The sequence below is a fragment of the Pseudomonas sp. MLB6B genome (assembly GCF_054508135.1).
Map to the genome: position 1 here is coordinate 3,333,016 of NZ_CP199313.1, position 20,216 is coordinate 3,353,231.

Annotated in this window: 14 protein-coding genes and 1 pseudogene; 6 read left to right on the top strand and 9 right to left on the bottom strand. The window is 64.4% G+C overall.

What is annotated here, in order from left to right; translation table 11 throughout:
- Positions 1-32 precede the first annotated feature (32 nt).
- A pseudogene (locus ACSMEV_RS14695) lies at positions 33-848 on the bottom strand (PAS domain-containing protein); the annotation flags it as partial.
- 358 nt (positions 849-1,206) lie between these two features.
- Here ACSMEV_RS14695 and ACSMEV_RS14700 point away from each other — a divergent pair.
- Complete coding sequence (locus tag ACSMEV_RS14700) at positions 1,207-2,757, top strand: sensor histidine kinase (protein WP_459205806.1); 1,551 nt, start codon at positions 1,207-1,209, stop codon at positions 2,755-2,757.
- A 95-nt stretch (positions 2,758-2,852) separates the two neighbouring features.
- On the opposite strand, the gene gntR is transcribed toward ACSMEV_RS14700, so the two are convergent.
- Entirely contained in the window at positions 2,853-3,872 is a 1,020-nt protein-coding gene (gene gntR, locus ACSMEV_RS14705; RefSeq protein ID WP_459205807.1) for an HTH-type transcriptional regulator GntR, read from the bottom strand.
- Between the two features lie 210 nt (positions 3,873-4,082).
- Here gntR and ACSMEV_RS14710 point away from each other — a divergent pair, with 210 nt between their 5' ends.
- From ACSMEV_RS14710 to ACSMEV_RS14720, 3 genes are all read left to right on the top strand, one after another.
- Positions 4,083-4,622 carry a gluconokinase gene (locus ACSMEV_RS14710; RefSeq protein WP_459205808.1) on the top strand — a complete coding sequence of 180 codons (540 nt, stop codon included), beginning with the start codon at positions 4,083-4,085 and terminating at the stop codon, positions 4,620-4,622.
- A 106-nt stretch (positions 4,623-4,728) separates the two neighbouring features.
- Positions 4,729-6,081 (top strand): GntP family permease, encoded by a 1,353-nt coding sequence (locus tag ACSMEV_RS14715; RefSeq protein WP_459205809.1) that lies wholly within the window; start codon positions 4,729-4,731, stop codon positions 6,079-6,081.
- Positions 6,082-6,223: 142 nt separating this feature from the next.
- Entirely contained in the window at positions 6,224-6,550 is a 327-nt protein-coding gene (locus ACSMEV_RS14720; RefSeq protein ID WP_313738792.1) for a hypothetical protein, read from the top strand.
- 17 nt (positions 6,551-6,567) lie between these two features.
- Here ACSMEV_RS14720 and ACSMEV_RS14725 read toward each other — a convergent pair whose 3' ends face one another.
- Positions 6,568-7,482, bottom strand: a complete 915-nt coding sequence (locus ACSMEV_RS14725; RefSeq protein ID WP_459205810.1) for a site-specific integrase — start codon at positions 7,480-7,482, stop codon at positions 6,568-6,570.
- A gap of 443 nt (positions 7,483-7,925) precedes the next feature.
- Between ACSMEV_RS14725 and ACSMEV_RS14730 the strand changes: the two genes are divergently transcribed.
- Positions 7,926-8,186 (top strand): DUF1652 domain-containing protein, encoded by a 261-nt coding sequence (locus ACSMEV_RS14730; protein ID WP_296268260.1) that lies wholly within the window; start codon positions 7,926-7,928, stop codon positions 8,184-8,186.
- Between the two features lie 10 nt (positions 8,187-8,196).
- On the opposite strand, the gene ACSMEV_RS14735 is transcribed toward ACSMEV_RS14730, so the two are convergent.
- The 6 genes from ACSMEV_RS14735 to ACSMEV_RS14760 form a co-directional block, all read right to left on the bottom strand.
- The gene (locus ACSMEV_RS14735; protein ID WP_459205811.1) at positions 8,197-9,699 is read right to left on the bottom strand and encodes an efflux transporter outer membrane subunit; all 1,503 of its coding nucleotides are present in this window, start codon (positions 9,697-9,699) and stop codon (positions 8,197-8,199) included.
- Positions 9,696-12,803, bottom strand: a complete 3,108-nt coding sequence (locus tag ACSMEV_RS14740; RefSeq protein WP_459205812.1) for an efflux RND transporter permease subunit — start codon at positions 12,801-12,803, stop codon at positions 9,696-9,698. Before ACSMEV_RS14740 ends, ACSMEV_RS14735 begins: the two co-directional genes overlap by 4 nt.
- Entirely contained in the window at positions 12,800-15,898 is a 3,099-nt protein-coding gene (locus tag ACSMEV_RS14745) for an MdtB/MuxB family multidrug efflux RND transporter permease subunit (RefSeq protein ID WP_459205813.1), read from the bottom strand. Before ACSMEV_RS14745 ends, ACSMEV_RS14740 begins: the two co-directional genes overlap by 4 nt.
- The gene (locus ACSMEV_RS14750) at positions 15,895-17,151 is read right to left on the bottom strand and encodes an MdtA/MuxA family multidrug efflux RND transporter periplasmic adaptor subunit (protein WP_459205814.1); all 1,257 of its coding nucleotides are present in this window, start codon (positions 17,149-17,151) and stop codon (positions 15,895-15,897) included. Before ACSMEV_RS14750 ends, ACSMEV_RS14745 begins: the two co-directional genes overlap by 4 nt.
- Before the next feature lie 209 nt (positions 17,152-17,360).
- Positions 17,361-17,861: a thiol peroxidase gene (tpx, locus tag ACSMEV_RS14755; protein WP_459205815.1), complete on the bottom strand. Its 501-nt coding sequence runs from the start codon at positions 17,859-17,861 to the stop codon at positions 17,361-17,363.
- A gap of 163 nt (positions 17,862-18,024) precedes the next feature.
- Positions 18,025-19,299 carry an SLC5/6 family protein gene (locus ACSMEV_RS14760; protein ID WP_459205816.1) on the bottom strand — a complete coding sequence of 425 codons (1,275 nt, stop codon included), beginning with the start codon at positions 19,297-19,299 and terminating at the stop codon, positions 18,025-18,027.
- Positions 19,300-19,512: 213 nt separating this feature from the next.
- Here ACSMEV_RS14760 and alkB point away from each other — a divergent pair, with 213 nt between their 5' ends.
- Positions 19,513-20,187 carry a DNA oxidative demethylase AlkB gene (alkB, locus tag ACSMEV_RS14765; protein ID WP_459205817.1) on the top strand — a complete coding sequence of 225 codons (675 nt, stop codon included), beginning with the start codon at positions 19,513-19,515 and terminating at the stop codon, positions 20,185-20,187.
- Positions 20,188-20,216: the final 29 nt, after the last annotated feature.

Sequence of the window (20,216 nt, forward strand, 5' to 3'; positions counted from 1 at the left end):
GCCGCCTCTGCGGCCGTGTGCTGCGTAGTGACTTGGGCGGTGATGTCGGTGGCGAACTTGACCACCTTCTGCAATCGGCCCCTGTTGTCGAAGATGGGGTTGTAGGAAGCCTCCAGATACACCGAGCGCCCGTCTTTACCGACCCGCTCGAAGCGGTGCGAGTGGTACTCGCCACGGTTGAGCGAGGCCCAGAACTCGCGGTACTGCGCGGATTCGCGCTCCTTGGGCAGACAAAACAGACTGTGATGGCGCCCGACCACTTCATCGAGCGTGTAACCCAACGTGGCGAGGAAGTTGTCGTTGGCCGTGAGCACCTCGCCCTGCGGAGTGAACTCGATGATCGCCATCGACCGGCCTATGGCCTTGAGCAGACTGTCCTGCTCGTGGGTCTGCCGGACTCTGCGCGTGATGTTGGTCGCGACCTCGATCACCCGCACCACCTCACCCCGCTCGTCCAGCACCGGCAGGTAGCTGGCCTCCAGCCAGACCTCGTGGCCATCGCGGTCGCGGCGCTCGAACGTGCCGCTGGCAGCGATCCCTTGGGCCAGGTCTTGCCAGAACAGCTTATAGGCCGCGCTCTGCGCATAGGCCGGGTCGCAGAACAGCCGATGGTGCTGACCCTGCAGTCCCTCCAATGCGTAACCGGTGGCCGCGCAGAACCGTGCGTTGGCATGGACGATGGTGCCGTCGGGTGCGAATTCGATGATCGCCATGGCTCGGTCGAGGGCAGCGTACCTGGCCTCGCTGCGCGCCAGGGCCTGACGACCGCGCTGAATTTCGACCAGATCGGATTTGCGATGAAACTCGAACATGACGCCGGCCTCCTTTATGCACGGTGAACTGAGCATACCTTGACACCTTGGCCTGGCAAGCCATCTGCCACTACGTTCGTCGGCAGCGCGACGCTATCGGTCGCATGGCTCGCCCTATGGTTGCGCTCCAAACGGATGCACAGGATTTGCCAATGCCATTGATCCGCTCTCACGGATTCAAGGCATCTTCCGTGATCGAATGAGCGATGCGAGGTCTACCTATTTCGACGCACCCGATCAGATACGCAGACGATGGCTACTCCTATCGACGCGATCCGTGTAAATTGCACCGCGTTCCAGCCCCGGACCCGACATCCGCATTGCATCGAACCGCATGCGTTGCCCTGGGCGCTTGTATGCCGCCCTCCTCCTCTGCCAACGCTGGACACTTGCCATGCCTCACCTGTCACCCGACGAAGTCATTCGCGCTGCGTTGCAGATTTCGCACAACCGCCTGCGCAAACAGCACGAACTGGTGGTGGGTTTCGCCGTGCAGTCGCTGAAAATGGGCTGCCTCGACGATCTGCTCACCCAAGCTTGCGCCATTGCGGCCCAAGGCATGGACACGCCTTTCGCCAAGGTCCTGCAACCTGTGCCGGGTACGACGCTGTTTCGTCTCACCCATGGGGTGGGCTGGTTGCCCGAGGACATCGGCACGGCCACCGTAGGCGCGGACGACGCCAGCCCAGCAGGCTATGCCTTCACCAACAATCGACCGATCATTTCCAATCACCTGGGCCAGGAACTGAGGTTCAGGACGCCGTCGCTGTTGCGCGACTACGGCATCGAACGCGCGATCAACGTGCCGGTGCGCGGCATGGCAGCCACCTTCGGCGTACTGGAGGTCGACAGCCGCGATGGCGAGGACTTCATCGACAGCGACGTGGTGTTCCTCGAAGGGCTGGCCAACATCATCTCCATGGCCACCGAGCGGCTGGCCGCCCAATTGGAACGCGGTAGCCCCCACGCCTATTCGGAGACCGTGCTCAACGCCAGCCCCGACTGCGTCAAGATCCTCTCGCACGATGGCAAGATCGAGTTCTTCAACGAGGCTGGCCTTTGCCGGATGCAGATCGAAGACATGCGCACCGTCGCTGGCAAGCACTGGATCGATCTGTGGCCCCACAATGCAAAAGCCGCCATCGAAAATGCCTTGGTTCAAGTGGGCAAAGGCAACTCGGTGCGCTTCGAGTCGGGCTGCCCCACGGCCAAAGGCGAGCCGAAGTGGTGGGACGTCACCGCCGCGCCGATTCTTGGCCGTGATGGCCAGATCGAAAAGATCATCGCGGTCTCGCGCGATATCACCGAGCGCCACGAACAGGAGCAGCGCCTGACGGCGCTGGTCGAGGCGCAGAACACCCAGTTGACCGAACACGGTCTGCACCTCGAAGAAACCCACCACCGGGTGAAGAACAGTCTGCACCTGGTCAATACCCTGTTGTTGCTGCAGGCCAACCTGTCCACCGAAGACACCGTCAAGGCCCAGCTGCGCACTGCGGCCAGCCGTGTGCAGACCATTGCCACGGTGCATGAGCAGTTGTATCTGGACGTCCAAGGCGAGGAGGTCAGCGCTTGCAAGTACTTGAGCGCGCTGCTCGCCGACATGAAGGCGGCTTTCGGCGATCCGCCCATCACATGGACGGTGGAAGACTTCCTGCTACCGGCCGAACGCATGGCGCCGTTGGGGCTGGTGGTTTCGGAGCTGGTGACTAACGCTTTGAAATACGGACGCGGCGCCATCACCGTCGACGTCGTGCGCCAGGCGCAAGATGCCTTGATCGTGGTGTCCGACGAAGGCGACGGCTTCCCGGACCACTACCCCAAACCGAGCGGGACCGGGCTGGGCATGCGAATGGTCAAGAGCTATTCGCGCTATGGCGAAGAGGCCATCACCCTGGATACCTCCACAGGGCTCAGCACGATCAAGGTACGCTTCAAACTCTGAGTACGCGGCCTGGTACGACAGTGCCGAGCAGGTGCGTGAAGGTGGGTCGAGAGGCAGACCGCCTCATGCCTCACCCAAGGCTGCTCCCGAAGCCCTCAGGTGCTTTCGCGCACCATCAATTCGAAACCCAGATCCTGCTGCGGCGTCGCCACGGCTTTGCCGTCCAGCAGCGCGAGCAAGGCTTGGGCCGCCGCGTGGCCTACCGCTGCCCGTGGGGTGCGGATCGAGGTCAGGCGCGGGACCATGTGTGCAGAAGCCGGCAGGTCGTTGAACCCGATCATGGCCACGCGCTGCGGCACCGCTACACCTTCGCGCAGGGCTTGCAGGATGGCGCCCTGGGCTAAGTCGTCGTTGCAAAAGAACAAGCCATCGACATCGCTGGCACGCGCCAGCATCTGGCTGAACAAGGCGCCGCCCAGCGCGATGGAGGAAGGCTCGGGCACCAGCAACTCCAGTTCGGGCGCGCTCAAGCCAGCCTCCCGCAGCCCCTGGCGAAAGCCTTCGGCCCGTTGCATCACGCGTGGGTCGAGTTGCGCGGCGATGAAGCCCAGCCGGCGCCGGCCACGCTCGAGCAAATGCCGTGCGGCGGCGCGTCCGGCTTCGAACTGCGAGAAGCCCACCGCAAAGCCCTCCGCCTGTCCGCCCAGCTCCATCATGTGCACGCAGGGTATGGCACTCGCAGCGAGCATGTGCAATGACGCCTCGCTGCGGTCGAAACCGGTCAGCAACATTCCGCATGGCTGGTAGGCCAAGTAGTTGCGGATCAGGTTCTCTTCTTCGGCGCTGTCGTAGTGGTAGTTGCCGATCAGTACTTCCAGACCGCGCGGGCGCATGACGGCATGGATCGCTTCCAGGGTATCGATGAACAGTTGGTTGGATAGCGAAGGAATCAGCACGACCACCGAGTGGCTGCGTGCCGAGGCCAACGCACGCGCAGCGGAGTTGGCGACGTAGCCCAGGGTGGTGGCAGCCGCGCGGACCCTGTCGGCCAGCTCTGGCGCAACCGTAGCCACGCCACGCAGTGCCCGTGAAGCGGTGATCGGGGAAACGCCGGAAAGCCGGGCCACTTCAGCGAGGGTAGGACGACCTGTAGTACGCGAGCCAGAGCGAGTCATGAGAATTGTAATTTTTTACTACTTGCATGGGCTGGGAACGGTCACTAAGGTAGCGCTGTCTCACGCCCCAGGCAACGTATCCTTGCTGGCCGACGTTGCCTAAGCGTCCATACTGCGTTCAGCACAAGATCAATAAAACTCGGGAAAGTCACGCGCCGCCGGCTCATGCCACCGCCAAGACAGCGCTGTCTTACCCCGCAGGAGGTACTGATGAATCCTTCCCTGTCTGCCCTCGTCGTCATGGGCGTGGCCGGTTGCGGCAAAAGCTGCATCGGCTCTGCCATCGTCGCCACCAGTGGCGGCCGCCTGATCGAGGGCGATGCGTTCCACCCTGCCGAAAACATTCGCAAGATGAGTGCCGGTATCGCCCTGGACGATGCCGACCGCGCCGGTTGGCTGGTGCGTCTGGGCCAGGAGCTGCAAGCAGCCATCGCCGCGGGCGAGCGGCCTGTATTGACCTGCTCGGCGCTCAAGCGGCGCTATCGGGAAACCCTGCGCGAGGCCGTGCCGGCCCTGGGCTTCGTGTTTCTCGAACTGACGCCCCTGGAAGCGGAGAGGCGTGTGCTGGCCCGCCCAGGCCACTTCATGCCGGCCAGTCTGATCGACAGTCAGTTCGCCGCTCTGGAATCGCCGACCGGGGAGGCGCTGACCCTGACCCTCGACGCGACTCGCCCCATCGTGACCCTGGCCGAGCAGGTCGACGCCTGGCTAAAGCACCCTGGTGAGCCAGGCCTTGCCCGTACGGCCTGAGTGCCGTATTCCCGGCTCACCCAAGACAGCGCTGTCTGAAGCACCCTGTATTCGTTAGAAAACGCGGCCCGCAGACACAACAACGATAAAACCGAGGCTTACTCCCATGTTCGGAATGGCTACTGATACCTTCCTGCTGCTCGATGCACTAGTCACCATCGTCGGGCTGATCGTGCTGATCACCCATTTCAAGGTTCATCCCTTCGTCGCCCTGACCCTGGCAGCAGGTTTTCTCGGCCTGACCTCCGGCATGCCGGTGGCCAAGGTGATGAAATCCTTCCAGGACGGCTTCGGCGGCGTGCTAGGCTTCGTCGGCATCGTGTTGGCGCTGGGCACCATGCTCGGCAAACTGATGGCCGACTCGGGCGGCGCCGACCAGATCGCGCAGACGCTGATCCGCGCGTTCGGCAAGCGCAACGTGCACTGGGCCATGATGTTCTCGGCCTTCCTGGTCGGCATCCCGCTATTCTTCGAAATCGGATTCGTGCTGCTGATCCCCTTGGTGTTCATCGTTGCACGGCGCACCGGTGTGTCGCTGGTGAAGATCGGTATTCCGCTGCTGGCCGGCCTGTCGGTGGTCCACGGGCTGGTGCCGCCGCATCCAGGACCGCTGCTGGCCATCGGCATCTTCAAGGCCGACATCGGCAAGACCATCTTCTATGGCCTGCTGGTGGCACTGCCCACCGCGATCATAGCCGGCCCGCTGTTCGGCACCTTCATCTCACGCTACATCCCCGGTACGCCGTCGCAAGAGCTGATGGACCAGATCGCCCGCGAATCCCAGGCCCGTGAACTGCCGAGCTTCACCGTCACCCTCATCACCGTGCTGCTGCCGGTGGCATTGATGCTGCTCAAGACCTTCGCCGACGTGGTGCTGCCCGCAGAACACATCGTGCGCCAGTGGCTCGACCTGATCGGCCACCCCATCACCGCTCTGCTCGCCGCCCTGCTGCTGGCGTTCTACACCTTCGGCTCGGCGCGCGGCTTCTCGCGCCAGCAGATCATGAAGATGCTCGACCAGAGCCTGGCGCCCACGGCGGCCATCGTACTGATCGTCGGCGCGGGCGGTGGCTTCAAACAGATGCTGGTCGATACCGGTGTGGGCAACGTGATCGGGCAGATGGCGGTGCAGGCGGAAATCTCGCCGATTCTGCTGGCCTGGTTGGTAGCAGCGGTGATCCGTGTGGCGACCGGTTCGGCGACCGTAGCGACCATCACCGGTGCCGGCATCGTCGCCCCGGTCGTTGATTTGATTCCCGGCGTCAACCGTGAGCTGCTGGTGCTGGCCACCGGCGCCGGCTCGCTGATCCTGTCGCACGTCAACGACGCAGGTTTCTGGCTGGTCAAGCAATACTTCAACATGACCGTGACCGAGACCCTGAAGACCTGGACGATGATGGAAACGCTACTGTCGGTGGTCGGCATCATCTTCATCATGGCGCTATCGACGGTCGTGTGACCGTTGATCGGGGCGACCGCACCATCCCCTGGAGCCGACGGCCAAAAGCTCCAGAGGCCTTCGCCCCGCCTGTCTGGCGCGCCCACTCCCGTGTTGGCAGACGGGGCGATGGCCCTCCCGATCATTGCTGGAGTGCGCCGCTATGAAACGATCCCTGCTGTTAGCCGCCCTGCTCGTCTCGCCGTTGACATTTGCCGCCGCCGGCGCGGGCACGGGTACCACCTTCCCGGACGACCCGCATAACCCCGCCCCGACCCCAGGCGTGGACAGCACGCTCAATCCGGTGGAGAAACCGATGCCGCGCGACACCGACCCACGTCTGCCAGGAGACGATCAGCGCTTGCCGGGCGAGGATCAGCGCACGCTGACCAACCCTGCCGATGATCAAAGTCTGCCTGGAATGGGTACCGGCACAGGCACCGACGCTGGCGGCGCCACCATGACCCCTGGCGCCACCCAGCAGCCCTGAGCGGCGCACGGCGCAGGTCAGTAGTCGAATCGATCCACTGCCCTGCGCCGTTCGTTGTCATCCCTGCGGTCGTAAGCGGCCGTCGTCTGGATGTTGGCGTGGTGCGCCAATTTCTGCGCAATCGACAGATCGTGCTCTTCGATCACCCGCGTAATGAAGGCGCGGCGAAAATCATGGGGCATGATCTTGATGCCTACCTGAGCCCCTCGTTGGCGCGCGATGTAATAGATGGCGTGCTTGGTGATGCGCGCGCGCGTGATGTGGTTGCCACGCCGGATGCGGTTGAACAGAAAGCCGTCGTCCTCTGCCCCTGCCGGTAGTTGCGCCCGTCGCAGCTCGAGCCAGGCTTGCAACTTCTCGAACGCCCAAGGCGGTGCGTATTTGAGCAGTTGACGGTTGCCCTTGCCCCGCACCCGTAGGCTGCGCTCCTTGAAGTCCACTTGGTCGAGGTCGATGTCCACCGACTCAGACTTGCGCATGCCCGTACCGTAGAGCAAGGCGATGATCGCTGCGTCACGCACGCCCTGGGGCCGTGGATCGGCGGCACACACGTCCATCAGTTCGCGGATCAGGCTACGGCGCAGGTTACGCCCGGGCGGCAGGCGGGTACCGCTGTCGGGTTTGACCTCACGGATGCGCAGCAGGTGCTCGTGATCGATCAACCCCTGGCGCCAGGCCTCGTTCATCACACCGCGAATGGCGTTGACGTACAGCGAAGAGGAATTTGGCGCGTAGCCATCGGCGCGTAGCGCTGCCACCAGGCCGATGATGTGCCCCGGCTCCAGGCGTTGCCAGGGCACTTCGGTGATGTCCTGGTCTTCGAAGCCTAGCCGGTCTGCAGCGTCTTGCAGCACATAGCGCATGGTCTGCTGGCTGGACGGTGCCAGGCGGGTCAGGTATTGCAGCAGAGGGTTTTGCAGGAGGTCAGACAAAGCGCGGATCCTGTTGCAAGGCGCAGGCGGCGGCGCAGGACCGTCACGCACGCAGGTGATTCAGCCGGGCGCGTCTGGGTGTACGGGCGAACCAGGCCACCGCGCGCAGGTTGTCGTAGCGCTGCCGGCGATACAGCGGGCCATGGTAACCCATTCGTCGCGCACCTTCGAACCTGGCTTCAATTACGCACGGGCAAGGCTCCACACCTTAGGGTCGACCGTTGGTCCGATGAAAACTGGCGCGCCAATATTTGCAAATCCTTGCCGCACCGCTCTAACGCGCCGCCGCAAGCCCTCGACCCGAATGTGACCGAGCGCGCACCGTCATCAAATAATCATGCTTTGAGCGGAACCTTCTCTGACATGGCTGCTAAGGTAATGATTCCCACAAGGGCGCGCCCATAGATGCCCCATCACCGGTTCACCTGAATACGGAGGCTGGCATGAACAAGATGACGTTTCCCAACGCTTGCCAAATGATGCGCTGGCATTTCCACCCGCTGGGCTTCGAGGCCAGCATGGATGCGCCGAACAGCATGATCGTGCGCCTGTTCGACCGCGCCAGCGGCGAAACCCTCATGGCCATTGCCGGCATTCCTTGCGCGGCGATCATGGCCCCGGCCGACGTCGAGTGGATCATCGAATCGGTCGAGGCGGAGATGGACGCCTTCGTCCCCTACTGCACCCTGCGCAACGCCAGCTGAGGGCACCCGCTCAGCGCGGCGTCAGCGCCTGGGTGTCCGCCGCAGCCTGCCGCTCGTCCCAGCCGCCGCCCAGCGCCGCAATCAATTGCACGCTGGCGACCAGCCGGCCTTGCAGCAACGACAGCGCACTGCGCTCGTTGCTGAGGGCCGTGGCCTGCACGTTGACCACATCCAGGTAACCGATCAATCCTGCGCGGTATTGGTTCTGCGTCAAGCGCAGCGACTCGCGGGCAGCCTCCAAGGCTTCCTGGCGAACCACCGCCTCGTCGCCATACACACGCAACTGCACCAGGTAGTCCTCCACCTCGCGGAAGCTGTCGAGCACGGTCTGCCGGTATTGCGCGGCGGTCTGGTCGTATACGGCCACGGTACGGTCGACCTCGGCGCTGCGCTGGCCGGCATCGAACAACGTCATGGCCAACGATGGCCCGACCGACCAGAACCGATTGGGCAGTTCGATCCAGTTGCGGAAGCTGCTGCTGGAATAGCCACCGCTCATGCTCAGGCTCAGGTCCGGGAAATACGCAGCGCGGGCCACGCCGATGCTGGCATTGGCGGCCATGACCCGACGTTCGGCGGCGGCGACGTCCGGGCGACGTTCGAGCAGTTGCGAAGGCAGTTGCAGAGGGATCGCCGGCAACTGCGGTATCGACTCGCTAACCGGCAGGGAGAAGTCCGCTGGCGCCCTGCCCATCAGCACGGCGATGGCGTTCTCGTACTGGGCGCGCTGCCACGCCAGGTCGATCAGGTCGGCCTCGGTGCTCTTGAGCTGAGTACGGGCCTGGGCCACGGCGTCGGGGCCGGAAATGCCGGCGCGATACTGGTTCTCGGTCAGGCGCAGCGAGCGTTGATAGGCTGCCACCGTAGCCTCGAGCAAGCGCTTCTGTTCGTCGATGACGCGCAGTTGCAGGTAGTTCTGCACCAGTTCGGATTGCAGGCTCAAGCGCATCGCCGCCAGGTCGGCGATGCTGGCTTCGGCGCTGGCCTCATTGGCATTGAGCGTTTCGCGCAGCTTGCCCCACAGGTCGATCTCCCAGTTCACGCCCAGTTGCGCGTTGTAGGTGTCGCGAATGCCGCTGCTGTTGTTCGACAAGCCCGAATTGCTGCTGCCCGCACCTTGCGCGGCGCGGGTCTTGCCCACGCTCAGATCGAGGCTGGGGAACAGCGCGCCACGGCTGCTGCGCACCAGCGCGGTAGCCTGGCGGTATTGGGCGGCGTATTGGGCCACGGTCTGGTTGTTGGCGTTGAGCGCATCGACCAGCGCATCGAGCTGAGGGTCGTCGTACAGCCGCCACCAAGCGCCGCGCTCTACGGCATCAGCAGGCTTGGCTTGGGTCCAGCCCTCGGCGTGCTTGAACTGCACCGGTGCCGACAGTGCGGGCCGTTCGTAGTCGGGGCTCAGGCTACAGGCACTGAGCAGCGCCAGGCACAGCCCGGCGCCGAGCACACGCGAACCACGGCCGTTGCTCAACCGCTGCAAGGCACGGTGAAGGGAAGTCTGGGCGAAAGTCATAGCGGGGTATCCAGGGCAGCGTCGGTGCGCACGCCGCGCAAACGGTTGAAGCGATGGCGCAGGCGGTCGAGGTACAGGTAGACCACCGGAGTGGTGTACAGCGTGAGGATCTGGCTGATGAACAGGCCACCGAGGATGGTCAGGCCCAGAGGCTGACGCATTTCCGCGCCTTCGGCCGCACTCAGCAGCAACGGCAAGGCGCCGAGCATGGCCGCCAGAGTGGTCATCAGGATCGGTCGCAGGCGCAGCAGGCAGGCCTGGCGGATCGAGGCTTCCGGACTCAACCCATCGTTGCGCTCGAATTGCAGCGCCAGGTCGATCATCAGGATGGCGTTCTTCTTCACCACGCCGATCAGCAGGAACAGCCCGAGCATGGAGATCAGGCTGAACTGGCCGCCGGTCAGGTACAAGGCCAGCAAGGCGCCGACCCCGGCGGAAGGCAGTGTGGAAAGGATGGTCAGGGGGTGGATGTAGCTTTCATAGAGCACCCCCAGCACCAGGTACACCAAGACCAGCGCGCCGAGAATCATGAACGGCTGGCCTTTCTGCGTCTCGGCGAAGGCATCGCCGGTGCCGCCCAATTTGGCGATCACGCTTTCCGGCAGGCCCACGCGAGCCACCGCGCGCTCGACTGCGGCCAGCGCCTGGTCGGGGCTGTAGCCTTCGGCGATGTCGAAGGCGATGTCGTCGGAGGCGAACTGGTCCTCGTGGCTGACGCGGTCGCTGGCCAGCGTGTTCTCGTAACGCGCGATGGTCGACAGCGGCACCCGCGCGCCGTCCGCGGTGATCACATAGACCTGCTGCAGAGTGCTGGGATCCCAGGCATAGCGTGGGTTGATCTCCAGCACCACCTGGTACTGGTTGAGGCTGTCATAGATGGTCGATATCTGTCGCTGGCTGTAGGCGTTGTTCAGCACCGTGGTGACCATCGACATGTCGATGCCCAGGCGCTTGGCCTGGTCGCGGTCGACCACCAGGGTCACCTGCTGGGTGCCGGCGCCGTCGTTGGCGTCGATGGCGGTCAGCTCAGGCAAGGCGCGCAGCGCGGCGGTGACCTTCGGGTACCATTCGCGCAGGGCTTCGAGATCGCCGCTCTGCAAGGTGTAGAGGTATTGCGATGAGCTCTGGTCGCGGCCACCGCCGCCCAGTTGCAGGTCCTGGTCAGCCATCAGGAACAGCCGCCCGCCCGGCACCTTGGGCAATTCGCGGCGCAGCCGTTCGATGACCTTCTGCGCGTCGATGTTGCGCTCGGCGATGGGCTTGAGGCGCACCAGCACCATGGCATTGTTGGTGCCGCTGTTGCCACCGATGAAACCAGCCACGCTCTGCACGGCCGGGTCGGCCAACAGGGCGCGGCGGTAGATTTCCATCTTCGGCTGCATGACCGTGAACGACAGGCCATCGTCGCCCCGGATGAAGCCGATCAGCTGTCCGGTGTCCTGCTGCGGCATCAGCGTCTTGGGCACGATCACGTACAGCGCGACGTTGAGCACGATGGTCGCCAGCAAACTGAGCAAGGTCAGCCGCCGATGGCGCAAGGCCCAACCCAGGCTACGGTCGTAGGCGGCGACCATACGTTCGTGCTGGCGGTCGCTCCAACGTTGCAGGCGATTGCGTTCGGCCTCGTGCGGTTTGAGCCAGCGCGCGCAGAGCATCGGCGTCAAGGTCAGCGAGACCAACAGCGAAACCAGGATCGCCGCCGCCAACGTCACGGAAAACTCCATGAACAGACTCCGCACGATGCCGCCCATGAACAGGATCGAGACGAACACCGCCACCAGCGACACGTTCATCGACAGCAGCGTGAAGCCCACTTCCTTGGCGCCCAGATAAGCCGCCTGCATGGGCTTCTCGCCGTTCTCGATGTGCCGCGAGATGTTTTCCAACACCACGATGGCATCGTCCACCACCAAGCCCGTGGCGAGGATCAACGCCATCAGCGACAGGTTGTTCAGGGAAAAGCCGCACAGGTACATCACGGCGAAGGTGCCCACCAGCGATACCGGTACCGCCAGGCTCGGAATCAGCGAGGCGCGCAGGTTGCCGAGGAACAGGTAGACCACGAGGATCACCAGCCCAACTGCGATCAACAAGGTGTGTTCGGCTTCGGCCAAGGTCGCCTTGATCACCGGCGAACGGTCCATGGCGATGTTCAGCTGCACGCTGGCCGGCAGCAGCGATTGCAGCGCCGGCAGTTGCTGCTTGATCTGCTCCACGGTCTCGATGATGTTGGCGCCGGTCTGGCGGTTGACCACCAGCAGCACGGCGGCCTGGTCGTTGAAGAAGCCGCTGTTGTAGCGGTTCTCCACGCCGTCGCTGACCGTGGCCACATCCGACAGCCGCAGGATGGCGCCGTCGGTCTGGCGGATCACCAGCGACTCGTAGTCTTTGGCCTTTTCCAACTGATCGTTGGCGCGCACCTGCCAGTTGCGCCCAGCGTCCTCGACGAAGCCCATGGGCCGGCGTTGGTTGGCATTGGCCACGGCGTTGCGCACATCGTCCAGGGCCAGGCCGTATTGGTTGAGCAGTTGCGGTTCGAGGGTGATGCGCACGGCTGGCAGCGAACTGCCGCCGATCTGCACCTCGCCTACCCCGCTGACCTGGGCCAGGCTCTGCGACAGGATGGTGTCGGCCAGGTCATAGAGCTGGCCCTTCTGCAACACGTCCGAGGTCAGCGACAGCACCATGATCGGCGCTTGCGACGGGTTGATCTTCTTGTAGGTGGGCATGCTGCGCATGCCGCTGGGCAACAGGTTGCGCGCGGCATTGATGGCGGCCTGTACCTCGCGGGCTGCGGCGTCGATGTCGCGGCCCTGGTCGAAGCCGATGATCACCCGCGTCGAGCCCTGGTTGGAATTGCTGGTCAGGGTGCTGACTCCCGCAATGCTGCCGAGCTTGCGCTCCAGCGGCGTGGCGACGGTCGCCGCCATGACCTCGGGGCTCGCGCCTGGCAGGTTGGCCTGCACCACGATCACCGGGAAATCCAGTTGCGGCAGCGGCGAGACCGGCAGCAAACCGAAGCTGACGCCGCCCAGTAGCATGATCGCCAGGCTCAGCAGCAGCGTTGCCACCGGCCGCTGGATGAAGGGTGCCGACAGGTTCATGCCTGGGCCTTACGCGCATCGGCGTGCGGCCGCCAGCGCCGCGCCAGACGGTCGAAGTACAGGTAGATGACGGGCGTGGTGAACAGCGTCAGCACCTGGCTCACCAGCAAGCCGCCGACCATCACCAGCCCGAGCGGCTGACGCAGCTCGGCGCCGGAACCGGTGGCGAGCATCAGCGGCACCGCGCCGAACAGCGCCGCCAGGGTGGTCATCAGGATCGGCCGGAAGCGCAGCAGCGCCGCCTGGTAAATCGCGTCACGCGGTGCCATGCCCTGGTTGCGCTCGGCCTCCAGGGCGAAGTCGATCATCATGATGGCGTTCTTCTTGACGATACCGATCAGCAGAATGATGCCGATGATGGCGATCATGCCCAGGTCGTTACCGCTGATGAGCAAGGCCAGCAAGGCGCCGACCGCGGCCGAAGGCAGGGTCGAGAGGATGGTCACCGGGTGCACGTAACTCTCGTACAGCACCCCCAGCACGATGTACATGGTCACCACGGCGGCGAGGATCAGCAGCAAGGTGCTCGACAGCGAGGCCTGGAACGCTTCGGCCGCGCCCTGGAAGCGGGTCTGCACACCGATCGGCAAACCGATGTCCTGCTCCACCTGTTCGATCACCTTCACCGCTTCGCCCAGCGACACGCCTTCGGCCAGGTTGAACGACATCATCACCGCCGGGAACTGACCGATGTGGGAGATCGCCAGCGCTGCCTGGCGCTGCTCCACCGTGGCCAAGGCCGACAGGCGTACCTGGCCGCCGTCGGCGGCCTTGACGTGGATCGACTCCAACGCGCTGATGCCGGCACTGCCGGCGTTCTGCGATTGCAGCACCACGCGGTACTGGCTGGCCTGGGTGTAGATGGTGGAAATCTGCCGCTGGCCGAAGGCGTCGTACAGCGCGCCAGTGATCTGTGCGGTGGTAATGCCCAGGCGGCTGGCCTTGTCGCGGTCGATGGTCAGGTACACCTGCAAGCCTTGGTCCTGCAGGTCGCTGGCGACATCCGTCAGCTCGCTGCGCTGCTGCAGGGCGCGCACCAGTTTTCCGCTCCATTGCGCCAGCATGTCGGCGTCGGGCGACGACAGGCTGAACTGGTACTGGGTACGGCTGACCCGGTCTTCGATGGACAAATCCTGCACCGGCTGCATGTAAAGGCGGATGCCCACCAGCTTGTCCAATTGCGGCTGCAAGCGCTCGATCACCGCGCCTGCGTCATCGTCGCGCTGGCCGTGGGGCTTGAGGTTGATCAGCATGCGCCCGCTGTTGAGGGTGGCGTTGTCGCCGTCCACACCGATGTAGGACGACAGGCTCTGCACCGCCGGATCTTGCAGGATGATGTGGCTCAGCGCCTGTTGGCGTTCGCTCATGGCGGCGAACGAGGTGGCCTGGGGCGCTTCGGAAATGCCCTGGATGACCCCGGTGTCCTGCACCGGGAAGAAGCCCTTGGGCACGATCATGTACAGCACTACCGTGAGCGCCAGGCTGGCGACGGCCACCAGCAGGGTCAAGGGCTGGTGCTTGAGCGCCCAGGTCAGCGCGCTGGAGTAATGCTTGATCAGCCAGTCGATCCACGCCCCGCTGGCGCGGTAGAAGCGGCCCTGCTCGTGTTCCTTGGGCTCGGCCTTGAGCAGGCGTGCGCACATCATCGGGGTCAGGGTCAGCGACACCACCAGGGAAATCAGGATCGCCACCGCCAGGGTGATGGCGAACTCGCGGAACAGACGCCCCACGACGTCGGCCATGAACAGCAGCGGGATCAGCACGGCGATCAGCGACAGGGTCAGCGACACCAGGGTGAAGCCGATCTGTCGCGCGCCCTTCAGGGCAGCTTGCAATGGCGTCTCGCCCTCTTCGATGTGGCGGGCGATGTTTTCCAGCATGACGATGGCATCGTCGACCACGAAGCCCGTGGCGATGGTCAACGCCATCAGGGTCAGGTTGTTGATCGAGAAGCCGGCCAGATACATCACGCCAAACGTCCCGATCAGCGACAGCGGCACCGCGATCGACGGTATCAAGGTGGCGCTGACCCGGCGCAGGAACACGAAGGTGACCATCACTACCAGCACGATGGCCAGCAGCAGCTCGTGCTGCACGTCGGTCACGGCCGCGCGGATGGTCTGGGTGCGATCGGTGAGCACGCTGACGTCCAGCCCAGCCGGCAGGTTGTCGGTGATCGAGGGCAGCAGTTGCTTGATCCGGTCCACCACCTCGATGACGTTGGCCCCCGGCTGGCGCTGGATGTTGAGCAGCACCGCCTGGTTCTCGTTGGCCCAGGCCGCCAGCCGTTCGTTCTCGGCGCCGTCGACGATCTCGGCGACGTCTTTGAGGCGTAGAGGCGCGCCATCGTTGTAGGTGAGGATGAGGTTGGCGTAGTCCTCAGGCGAGCGCAGTTGATCGTTGGCATCGAGCATCGACACCCGCGTCGGACCGTCGAAGTTGCCTTTGGGCTGGTTGACGTTGGAGGCGCCGATCAGGGTGCGCACGTCTTCGAGGTTGAGCCCGGCGGCAGCCAGCGCCTCGACGTTGACCTTGATGCGCACCGCCTGGCGCTGGCCGCCAGCGATGCTGACCATGCCGACGCCGCTGATCTGCGCGATTTTCTGCGCGACGCGGGTATCGACCAGGTCGTTGAGTTTGGGCAGCGGCAAGACCTTGGAGGAAATCGCCAGGGTCAGCACCGGGGTGTCGGCCGGGTTGACCTTGTTGTACACAGGCGGCGCCGGCAGGTCGCTGGGCAAGAGGTTGCTGGCGGCGTTGATGGCGGCCTGCACCTGCTGCTCGGCCACGTCCATGTTGACGTCCAGGCTGAAGCGCAAGGTCAGCACCGAGGCGCCGCCCGAACTGGTCGAAGCCATCTGGGTCAGGCCGGGCATCTGCCCGAACTGACGCTCCAGAGGCGCGGTGACCGCGCTGGTCATCACCTGCGGGCTGGCACCGGGGTACAGGGTCATCACACGGATGGTCGGATAGTCGACCTGGGGCAAGGCCGATACCGGCAGCAGCTTGTAGGCGATCAGGCCGGCGAGCACGATCGCGAGCATGCTCAGCGTGGTGGCGACCGGCCGCAGGATGAACAGGCGCGAGAGGTTCATGCACCCGCCTTGGCAGGCGCGCTCGGCTCGGCGGTGCCGTCTTTTTCCTGGCCTTGCAGGTGCTGGCCGGGGGTGGTGGGGACGTCGGCGCTGTCCTGCACCACTTCGACCAGGCTGCCCTCGCGCAAGCGGTCGGTGCCTTCGAGCACCAAGCGATCGCCCGCCGCCAGGCCTTCGAGGATCACGCTGCGCTCGCCGTCGCTGGCGCCGACCTTGAGCTTGCGCACGTTGACTTTGTTTTCGGCGTTGACCACATAGGCGAAGGTACCGTCGTTGCCGAACTGGATCGCTGCGGCAGGCGCCATGACCACCTGTTTGAGGGTGTCGGCCAACACTCGAACGTTGAGGAACTGGTTGGGGAACAGGGCCTGGTCGCGGTTTTCAAAACGCGCCTTGAACTTCAGCGTGCCAGTGGTGGTGTCGATCTGGTTGTCGGGGCTCGCCAACACGCCTACGGCCTGCTGCTTGCTGTCGGTGCGGTCCCAGGCTTCCACCGGCAGGCGGGCGCCTGTGCGGTAGCGCTCGAGCACAGTAGACAACTCGGTTTCCGGCAGGGTGAAGGCGATGTCGATCGGTTGCGTCTGGGTGATGACCGCCAGGGCTGTGGTGTCGTTGGCGGCGACCAGGTTGCCCAGGTCCAGCTGACGCAGCCCTACGCGGCCATTGATCGGTGCGCGGATCTGGGTGAACTCCAGGTTCAGTCGCGCGTCGCTGACCGCGGCTTGGTTGGTCTTGACCAAGCCCTGGAACTGCGCGACCTGCGCCTCGGCGGTGTCGAGGGTCTGCTTGGCGATGCTGTCTTCGGCATACAGCCCTTTATACCGGGCGACATCGACTTGAGCGTTCTTCAACTGCGCCTGGTTCTGCGCCAGGGTGCCTTCGGCCTGCTGCAAGGCGATGCGGTAACTGCGCGGATCGATCTCGGCGAGCAGATCGCCGGCCTTCACTTGCTGGCCTTCCTCGAAGTGGATCTTCACCAGCTCGCCGGAGACGCGGCTGCGCACATTCACCGTATTGGTGGCGGTGACCGTACCCAACGCCTTGTAGTAGAGCGGGAAGTCGCCAACCTGGGCCGGCTCGACGCGCACCGGCACGGCCTCGCCCGAGCCGCCGAAACCTGGCCTGCCGCCTTGTTTGGCCGCCGTTTCTTTCGAGGCCCCGGGCCACAGCCACCAGGCCAACGCAGCCAGTAGCAGCACAATCAACAGGCCGATCAGCCAGCGGCGAGGAGAGCGAGAGACGGAAGCTTGCATGGGTTGAACAGACCTTGTTCGCAAAACGGCGGGAGAAAGGAGGTGAACGATAATCATCTGACGGGTTTTAGCAAAGCGCCTTTACCCCGGCTTTACCCAGGGCTGACGTCAGGGGCGCCGGGCACTGTAAATGAAAACGGCCTGGAGCGCTGTCCAGGCCGTTCTCACACAGGCGCAACGAACCGACCGCAGGGGCCGGCTGGCCGGGCTTACTTCAAGACAGCCAACGCGGCGTCGTAGTTCGGCTCGTCGCCCACTTCGCTCACCAGCTCGCTGTGCAGCACACGGTCGTTTTCATCCAGTACCACCACGGCACGGGCGGCCAGGCCTTTGAGCGGGCCGTCGGCGATGGCCACGCCGTAGTCCTGGAGGAACTCGACACCGCGCAGGGTCGACAGGTTCTGCACGTTGTCCAGGCCCTCGGCGCCGCAGAAGCGGTCCTGAGCGAATGGCAGGTCGGCCGAGATGCACAGCACCACGGTGTTGCCGAGCTCGTTGGCCTGGGCGTTGAACTTGCGAACCGAAGTGGCGCAGGTCGGCGTGTCGACGCTGGGGAAGATGTTCAGCACTTTGCGCTTGCCGGCGAAATCGTTCAGCGATTTGTCGGCCAGGCCTTTGCCGACCAGGGAGAAGGCTGGCGCTTGCGCACCGACCTGTGGCAGTTGGCCGTTGACCTGGACCGGGTTGCCTTTGAGCGTGACTTGAGCCATGGAATGCATTCCTCGATGACGGTTGTGGAAAGCCACCGAGTTAACCACGAAGCGCCGGACGTGCCTACGATGGCGAACGAATTAATGCCCCTGCGCTGCTCGCCATGGACGTAAAAAAGCCCGGGCCGCTAGGCGCGCCCGGGCAGGGTCGTTCGTCAGGCGATCAGCTCAGCAAGCCATACACCACCGAGGTCAGCGCCACCAGCCCGACCAGGGTCACGAACACGTTGGACATCGCCCCGCTGTACTTGCGCATCGCCGGCACGCGGCGGATGGCGTACATCGGCATGAGGAACAGCAGCACGGCGATGATCGGGCCGCCGAACGACTCGATCATGCCCAGGATGCTCGGGTTCAAGGTGGCGACGATCCAGCACACCACCAGCATCAGCGCAGCCACCACACGATCGAGGGTCTTGGCGCTGGAACGCAGGCCGGTTTTGCCGAGCATGCCCTTGAGGCCTTCGCTGGCCCCGATGTAGTGGCCCAGGAACGACTTGGCGATGGCCACGAAGGCGATCATCGGCGCGACGAACCCGATGATCGGGTTGCCCAGGTGGTTGGCCAGGTACGACAGGATCGACAGGTTCTGCGCCTTGGCTTCGGCCAACTGCGCGGTGTCGAGGGTCAGCACGCAACTGAAGACGAAGAACAGCACCATGGCCACCATCAGCAGGTGGGCGCGCATCAGGATCTGGCCGCTGCGCTCGTCGGCATGTGCTCCGTAGCGGCGCTTCTGGTCCACGGCGAAGGCGGAAATGATCGGCGAATGGTTGAAGGAGAACACCATGACCGGAATCGCCAGCCATACCGTGTGCAGGAAAGCCGAACCTGCTGGCACATGGTGCGCGGTTTCGAGAATGCCGCCGGTCCAGTGCGGAATCAGATACAGGCCCAGCAACGCCAGCGCGACGATGAAGGGGTAGACCAGCAGACTCATGACCTTGACCGTCGCCGCTTCACCGCAGCGCACGATGGCCAGCAGGCCGAGGATAAGACCGAACGCCAATAGCGCGCGAGGAGGCGCTTCGAGGTGCAGTTGATGCTCCATGAAGCTGGTCACGGTATTGGTCAGCGCCACGCTGTAGATCAGCAGGATCGGAAAGATGGCGAAGAAGTACAGCACGGTGATCACCGCACCGGCCGTGAGGCCGAAATGCTCTTCGACCACCTCGGTGATGTCGCCGCCACGGCCCGACAACACGAAGCGGGTCAGGCCGCGGTGGGCGAAGTAGGTCATCGGCAGTGCCAGCAGAGCCAGCACCAGTAGCGGCCAGAAGCCGCCCAGGCCTGCGTTTATCGGCAGGAACAGCGTGCCGGCGCCGATGGCGGTGCCGAACAGGCCGAGCATCCAGGTGGTGTCGTGACGTGACCAGCTGGCCAGGGCTGTCGGAGTCGATTGGTATTGTTGTTCAACGCTTGGGGCCTGCTCATTCATTCCGGGTGCAACTCCACTCGCAAGACTGCAACAGGCTGAGCGCGGCCAAACCCGCGGGTTTGGCCAGCTCAACCGAAAAGAGGGGCGCGATTGTGCACGTAATGGCAGCGCTTGCGAAGCCCCGCCCGAGCAGTGGTTGCACCAAGAGCCACCAGGATGCCAGCATCCGGGCGGCGCACGCGGGCGTTGGTCTGTGGACAGGCCAGGGGTAGAATGAGCCCCCATTCACCCACGCGTACGGCCATCATGCAGTCCGATCTCGACCTGTTCGGTAGCCAGGCCCAACGCCTGGCCACCCATACCGTGCTGCTGCCCGGCTTCGTGCTGCCACGTCTCGAAACGCTGCTCGATGCGCTGCGTCCGGTGCTGCGCGCCGCGCCTTTTCGGCACATGGAAACGCCTGGCGGGCAGACCATCGCGGTGGCCCTCAGCAACTGCGGCGACTTGGGCTGGGTCAGCGACCGACGCGGCTATCGCTATACCACGCACGATCCAATCAGCGGCGCACCTTGGCCCGCCCTCCCCGCGCTGCTCGCGCAACTGGCACATGAGGCCGCGGGCGCCGCTGGCTTCAACGACTTCCACGCCGATACCTGCCTGATCAACCACTACCTGCCAGGCACACGTTTGTCGCTGCATCAGGATCGCAACGAGCGCGACTTCAGCCAGCCCATCGTGTCGATATCCCTGGGCCTGCCGGCGGTATTCCTGCTGGGCGGGCAGCAACGCGGCGACGCCACGCAAAAGGTGCCGCTCGGCCATGGCGATGTGCTGGTCTGGGGCGGCGACGACCGCCTGCGCTTCCATGGCGTGCAGCCGATCAAACCAGGCGAGCACCCGCGCATGGGCAGCCGGCGAATCAACCTGACCTTGCGCCGCGCCAGCTGACGACGGTGCATCGCGCAAGCCCCGCTAGC

Excerpts from the sequence above, each read along its gene's own strand:
- ACSMEV_RS14720 (WP_313738792.1), top strand. The coding sequence starts at position 6,224 with ATGAAACGATCCCTGCTGTTAGCCGCCCTGCTCGTCTCGCCGTTGACA.
- ACSMEV_RS14740 (WP_459205812.1), bottom strand. The coding sequence starts at position 12,803 with ATGAACCTGTCGGCACCCTTCATCCAGCGGCCGGTGGCAACGCTGCTG.
- ACSMEV_RS14730 (WP_296268260.1), top strand. The coding sequence starts at position 7,926 with ATGAACAAGATGACGTTTCCCAACGCTTGCCAAATGATGCGCTGGCAT.
- ACSMEV_RS14710 (WP_459205808.1), top strand. The coding sequence starts at position 4,083 with ATGAATCCTTCCCTGTCTGCCCTCGTCGTCATGGGCGTGGCCGGTTGC.
- ACSMEV_RS14760 (WP_459205816.1), bottom strand. The coding sequence starts at position 19,299 with ATGAATGAGCAGGCCCCAAGCGTTGAACAACAATACCAATCGACTCCG.
- tpx (WP_459205815.1), bottom strand. The coding sequence starts at position 17,861 with ATGGCTCAAGTCACGCTCAAAGGCAACCCGGTCCAGGTCAACGGCCAA.
- ACSMEV_RS14745 (WP_459205813.1), bottom strand. The coding sequence starts at position 15,898 with ATGAACCTCTCGCGCCTGTTCATCCTGCGGCCGGTCGCCACCACGCTG.
- gntR (WP_459205807.1), bottom strand. The coding sequence starts at position 3,872 with ATGACTCGCTCTGGCTCGCGTACTACAGGTCGTCCTACCCTCGCTGAA.
- ACSMEV_RS14750 (WP_459205814.1), bottom strand. The coding sequence starts at position 17,151 with ATGCAAGCTTCCGTCTCTCGCTCTCCTCGCCGCTGGCTGATCGGCCTG.
- alkB (WP_459205817.1), top strand. The coding sequence starts at position 19,513 with ATGAGCCCCCATTCACCCACGCGTACGGCCATCATGCAGTCCGATCTC.
- ACSMEV_RS14735 (WP_459205811.1), bottom strand. The coding sequence starts at position 9,699 with ATGACTTTCGCCCAGACTTCCCTTCACCGTGCCTTGCAGCGGTTGAGC.
- ACSMEV_RS14700 (WP_459205806.1), top strand. The coding sequence starts at position 1,207 with ATGCCTCACCTGTCACCCGACGAAGTCATTCGCGCTGCGTTGCAGATT.
- ACSMEV_RS14715 (WP_459205809.1), top strand. The coding sequence starts at position 4,729 with ATGTTCGGAATGGCTACTGATACCTTCCTGCTGCTCGATGCACTAGTC.